The sequence below is a fragment of the Longimicrobium sp. genome (genome assembly GCF_036554565.1).
GTDB lineage: Bacteria > Gemmatimonadota > Gemmatimonadetes > Longimicrobiales > Longimicrobiaceae > Longimicrobium.
Window position 1 is genome coordinate 1 of record NZ_DATBNB010000269.1, and the last position, 4,889, is coordinate 4,889.

The following is a 4,889-nucleotide window of genomic DNA, read 5'->3' on the forward strand; positions in this document are numbered from 1 at the left end:
GCAGATGCGGATGATCCAGGTCCTGCGTCCGCTGTACCCGCGGGTGATGGTGTCACTGCACGCGGGCGAGCTGGTGCCGGACCTGGTCCGGAACGACCCGGCGGGGCTTCGGTTCCACATCCGCGAGGCGGTGCGCGTGGCGGGCGCCAGCCGCATCGGCCACGGCGTGGACATCATGCACGAGGACAGCTCGGCCGAGCTGATGCGCGAGATGGCGCGCAACCGGGTGATGGTGGAGATCAACCTCACCAGCAACGACGTGATCCTGGGCATCCGGGGCGCCGAGCACCCGCTGCACGCGTACATGGCCGCGGGCGTGCCCGTCGCCCTGTCGACCGACGACGAGGGCGTGGCCCGCTCGGAGATGTCGATGGAGTACATGAAGGCGGTGACCGACCAGAACCTGGGGTATCCCGCGCTCAAGATGATGGCGCGCACGTCGCTCCAGTACGCCTTCGTGGAAGGCGACCCGCTCTGGCGCGACCTGTCGTCGCTCACCCCCGCGGCCCCGTGCGCCCCATCCGCGGGAGGGATGCAGGGCGCCCGCTGCCGCGCCTTCGTCCGGCGCAGCCCCAGGGCCATGCTGCAGTGGCGCCTGGAGCACGACTTCGCCCGCTTCGAGACGCAGGCAGTGCAGTCGATGGCCGCGGCGCGGTAAACGGCGGAAATCCACGACAGAAAACGAGCAGCCCGCGCCGAAGCACGGGCTGCTCGTTTCTTGTGGATGATCTGCTCACCCCCGAGAGCAGTTCCCGTGTTTCTCACGCATGGGGCCGAGTTCGACCTTTCGCCATTCCTCGCGCGTCGTGTCGGCACCGGGCGCCCACTTTCGCGGCGTGCCGTCCGGACCCGGGAGCCCATCGAACCGGTCGCTCACCAGCATCTCGGCCACGTCGCCGAAATCGACCACGTCCACCCGCACCGGCGCCTCGGGCGGATCGCCGACCATCACCGTCATGCAGGTGCCGCCGACCCTGCCGACGGTCGCGGCGTGCCACCCGGGCCCAAGCTGGCGCGCCTGCACCCGCACTCGCGCGGCGTATCCCACCTCCGTCACCGTGTTCGAGGAACACCCACAGAGGAACGCGGTCAGTGCGGCCACGGCAGCGATTCGGCCGGCACGCCTGGGCAGCACAGGCATCAGCGGTTCGCCGGAACCGGCGGGTGCGCGGGTAAACGAGCTACGGCCCATCGATTGGGCGCGTCGGCATCGGCGGGAACAAAGATCACCGTGCCGCTGACGGGATCGGTTCCCACGACGAGCGAGGAAACGTCCCGGACTTCGAACCGGCGCACCCCGGCGCGGTCCTGCCCCAGCAGGTGCCATCTCCTGTCCATCGCCGCGCGCGGTTCGATGCTCTGATACGCGATGAGCAACCCGCCGTCCGGGAGCCAATCCACGTCCGCCACGATGTCGAACCGGCTCAGCCATTCCGCCTGCTTGGGGCGATCGGTGAGGGTCGCCCCGTCAGCCCCCGCTTCCGGTGCCGGGCGGAAATGGCGGGAGTTCAGGGCTACGCGGCCCGCGTCTCGTCCGTCGCGGGTAAAGAAGTAGATGGTGTCGCTGCTACCGAATGTCGCCGCGAGCGTATCGCCCCTGACTGCCGCCATCACGAAACCCATGGCACCCGCCGCTACCTTGTTCTTCTGATGGGCTGAGGGGGCAAAGAACGCGGTGGTGATCGTGTCGGCCGCAACGTTCCAGACGTGCAGCCGTGGACCATCGTCCCCGCCGTCCCCGACACCTGAAATGAGCAGCGTCGAAGCGTCGACCACCTCGAGGTCCGTCACCCTGGCCAACTTGGTTTCGGTCGTGCGCAGCACCTGTCGTCCGTCCGCGTCGAAGAACGTCAGGCGGCCCTCGCGGTCGATCGCGACGATCTCACCAGAGGGCATCCGGGCCGCCCCGGCAACGCTCCGGAACTCGCCGGGCCCGTCGCCTCTGCGCCCCGCGAACCAGAGCAGCTTTCCGGCGGAGGAATAGTGCCGGATCTGCGACTCGCGTTGGTCGAACACGAGAAACCCGCCGCGCGGGTCCGCCCGCAGCCTCGGCGTAACGTTCACGACCGCGTCATTCTCCTCTACTTCGATCGTGCGCACGGTCGCCAGGGTCGCCCCGCCGCTCCGGTCCAAGCTTTCCCGTGCAGCGGGTGCAGGCGGATTGCGGTCGCACGCCGCACCGGCCACCAGCACGAAAGCCAGGGCCGCTATCGTCGCGGCCCCAGCCGGGGTCCTCCGGTGTTGCCTCCTGGTTGAGCCGCTCACGATGATCCGCATGCGATTTCGAAGGCTGCTTCGTCGCGGAACGTGCCGATCGTCCTGGTTCTGACACCCACGTTCCGGCTGGCAAGCCGGCCTGGGCAGCAGGTCGATCTGCCCCGGAGAGCTTCCAGATCCACCGTCCGCCACTCCTCGCCGGGGGGAGCGTAGGGCGGCGTCATCGATTCGTCCCGCGTGGGCGCTAGCGGCGGCGCTGCGAATCGGGGGTGTCGTCGTCGTCGTCGCACTCGCGGAGGTGTCCGGAGTAGGAGCGGGAGTTGTCGAGCACCCACAGCCAGCATCCCGGCGCGCCCGCCTGCAGCGTGGCGTTGAACGACAGCGGGCCGTTGGCGCCGCCGCCGACGGTGCGCGCGGAGAGCACGATGCTGGCGCCCGTTTCCAGCGACACGCGGCAGACTTCCTGTCCCGGCATGATGTCGTAGCGCGCCAGCCCCACGCGCGCGATCACGTTTCCGTACCCGGCGGTGGCGTTCCGCACGCAGATGCGGGTGCGCTCCCGCTGGTCCGCGTCGTCGCCCTTCCGGAGCGAAGCGCACGCGGTGAGCGCGACGGCTGCGACGATGGCCAAGCGGAACATCCGGCCTCCCGGGTGCAAGTGCGTTTGCGTCGCCCGTGCCCGCCGCGGCGCGTCCTTACGACGGAAACTCGCTCTTCAAATACCGGCGCAGCACCAGGAAGCGGCGCGCGCCCACCACGAACCCCGCCGCACCCAGGATCACCAGCGCCAAGCCCGCCGCCGCCGCGAGCATCCCGGGAACGAACCGCGCGAGACTCGCGCCACCGGCGATCAGGGTCATCGCCGTCCGCACGTACGCCAGCAGCGTGCGTTCGTTGGCGAGCAGCGTTCGCTCCAGCGCCATCCGGTCCGGGTCACGCAAAGGCGGGTTCATGCCAATCCATTTTGCGAGGCGTGTGCCACGTCCGCGCGCCGCGATCGTGTGCTGGCATGCATCTGGCCCCGCGCCCCGGCTGACTTTTCCTGGATAGACTCCGAAGGGGAACCAATGTACGGAATGCGGCGGTGGATAGTGGTGGTTTCGATGGGCGTGATGATGGTGGGAGGGTGCGCCCCGGGCGCCCACGACGACGACGTGAACGAGCCGGAGGAGGCGGGCGAAAGCACGCCCCCGCTGTCCGCGAATGCCCCGGCGCCCCCGCCCGCCCCGGCGATGGACGCGGCGGCGGTGCAGGCCCGCGTCGACGCGCACCGCGATTCCATCCGCGCCGCGTTCGCCAAGGTGAACAAGCTGAAGTGGCGGGAGGTCTGGGGCCTGCGCCGGGACAAGAACGCCGAGCAGATCGCGCGGGCGCAAAGCCTGGGCGTCCGCGTGTCCGGCGAAGCGCAGATCGCACAGCTCGCCAGGCAGGGGCGGCTGGTGGCGCTGGAGGACAGCACGGAGTACTGGGTGCTTCGCAAGATGACGCACTCGGTGCCGTACATGACGCCGGACGGGTACGCCATGCTCCGGGAGGTCGGCAGGCGGTTCCATGCGCGGCTCGACAGCCTGGGGCTGCCGCGCTTCCGGATGAAGGTCACCTCGGCGCTGCGGACGGACGAGACGCAGGCGGAGCTGCGAAAGATCAATCCCAACGCCTCGCAGACCGTCAGCTCGCACGAGTACGGCACCACGTTGGACGTTTCGCACCAGCGTTTCGCCGCGCCCGCCCCGCCGCGTGAAGCGTCGCCCGCGGAATGGGCGCTGGAGGTGGTGATGATGGACACCATCGTGAAGTACCACGGAAAGGAGCTGCAGGCGGAGCTGGGCCGCGTGATCACCGAGATGCGGGCGGAGGGCGCGCTGATGGTGATGATGGAGGATGCGCAGCCCGTCTATCACATGACGGTCGCGCGCCGCTTCCGCGGCGCGCGATAGGGCGGGTCAGGGCCGCGGCGCCTGGCCCGACCACGGGCACTCGCGGCGCCGTGTGTCGGTGATCTGGGTGATCTGCCACCCGCCTTCCATTCGCACGAAGTGGAAGGCGTTCACCCCGCAGTGGCTGAACTGGTCGCCCAGATAGAAGGCGTAGTTCATCCACGCCGTCGCCAGGGGCCCGTCCACGCGGATCTCCACCTCCGAGATCCGCTCGTCCCACACTTTCTCGTGCGGCGTTCCCACCGCGCGGATGAACGGGTCGATGCTGTCGCCGCGCAGCATCGTGCGGCCCTCGCGGATCGACACCGACTGCAGGCGCGCCGAAGGGTGGAAGAGCGGGCGGAGGGCCGTGCTGTCGCCGGCGCGCATGGCGCCGAACATCCGGTCGACGACGGCGCGCACTTCCTGCTGCTCGGCGGTGTCCTGGGCCGCCAGCGAGCGATCGGCGGCTACGACGGCGAGCGCGAGGGCGAGTAGACGTAGGATTCGCATGGGACGTGGATGGGGAGCGGGCGGTGTGCGGCGCGAGCGCCGGGGGCGTTCCAAAGCTGATGCAGGGAGGATGGTTCCGCCAGCCCCGTGCACGAAACGAAGAGGGGCGCCACGGCCGCGGCGCCCCTCCTCATCCGATCGCATCCCGCCTACTGCGCCAGGAACGAGCGCGCGGCGGCGGCCAGCAGCGGGTCGCGGCTGCCGATGGGGGCCGAGGGAAGGTGGCCCTCGGCGATGGTCCAC

General features: G+C 69.9%; 6 protein-coding genes and 1 pseudogene. 2 read left to right on the top strand and 5 right to left on the bottom strand.

Annotation, left to right across the window (positions count from 1 at the left end; translation table 11 throughout):
• Positions 1–658 (top strand): annotated as a pseudogene (locus VIB55_RS07275) (adenosine deaminase); the annotation flags it as partial.
• 75 nt (positions 659–733) lie between these two features.
• On the opposite strand, the gene VIB55_RS07280 reads toward VIB55_RS07275, so the two are convergent.
• From VIB55_RS07280 to VIB55_RS07295, 4 genes are all read right to left on the bottom strand, one after another.
• Complete coding sequence (locus VIB55_RS07280; protein WP_331876009.1) at positions 734–1,057, bottom strand: hypothetical protein; 324 nt, start codon at positions 1,055–1,057, stop codon at positions 734–736.
• A gap of 83 nt (positions 1,058–1,140) precedes the next feature.
• Entirely contained in the window at positions 1,141–2,277 is a 1,137-nt protein-coding gene (locus VIB55_RS07285) for a hypothetical protein (protein WP_331876010.1), read from the bottom strand.
• A 184-nt stretch (positions 2,278–2,461) separates the two neighbouring features.
• Positions 2,462–2,857, bottom strand: a complete 396-nt coding sequence (locus tag VIB55_RS07290) for a hypothetical protein (protein WP_331876011.1) — start codon at positions 2,855–2,857, stop codon at positions 2,462–2,464.
• A gap of 55 nt (positions 2,858–2,912) precedes the next feature.
• Entirely contained in the window at positions 2,913–3,170 is a 258-nt protein-coding gene (locus VIB55_RS07295; protein ID WP_331876012.1) for a DUF202 domain-containing protein, read from the bottom strand.
• Between the two features lie 123 nt (positions 3,171–3,293).
• On the opposite strand from VIB55_RS07295, the gene VIB55_RS07300 reads away from it, so the two are divergent.
• The gene (locus VIB55_RS07300; RefSeq protein WP_331876013.1) at positions 3,294–4,154 is read left to right on the top strand and encodes a DUF5715 family protein; all 861 of its coding nucleotides are present in this window, start codon (positions 3,294–3,296) and stop codon (positions 4,152–4,154) included.
• A gap of 6 nt (positions 4,155–4,160) precedes the next feature.
• Here the strand turns inward: VIB55_RS07300 and VIB55_RS07305 are convergent, their stop codons facing one another.
• The gene (locus VIB55_RS07305) at positions 4,161–4,646 is read right to left on the bottom strand and encodes a nuclear transport factor 2 family protein (protein ID WP_331876014.1); all 486 of its coding nucleotides are present in this window, start codon (positions 4,644–4,646) and stop codon (positions 4,161–4,163) included.
• Positions 4,647–4,889: the final 243 nt, after the last annotated feature.

Coding starts and splice junctions, on each gene's coding strand:
- VIB55_RS07285 (WP_331876010.1), bottom strand. CDS start 2,277: ATGCGGATCATCGTGAGCGGCTCAACCAGGAGGCAACACCGGAGGACC.
- VIB55_RS07290 (WP_331876011.1), bottom strand. CDS start 2,857: ATGTTCCGCTTGGCCATCGTCGCAGCCGTCGCGCTCACCGCGTGCGCT.
- VIB55_RS07295 (WP_331876012.1), bottom strand. CDS start 3,170: ATGAACCCGCCTTTGCGTGACCCGGACCGGATGGCGCTGGAGCGAACG.
- VIB55_RS07300 (WP_331876013.1), top strand. CDS start 3,294: ATGCGGCGGTGGATAGTGGTGGTTTCGATGGGCGTGATGATGGTGGGA.
- VIB55_RS07305 (WP_331876014.1), bottom strand. CDS start 4,646: ATGCGAATCCTACGTCTACTCGCCCTCGCGCTCGCCGTCGTAGCCGCC.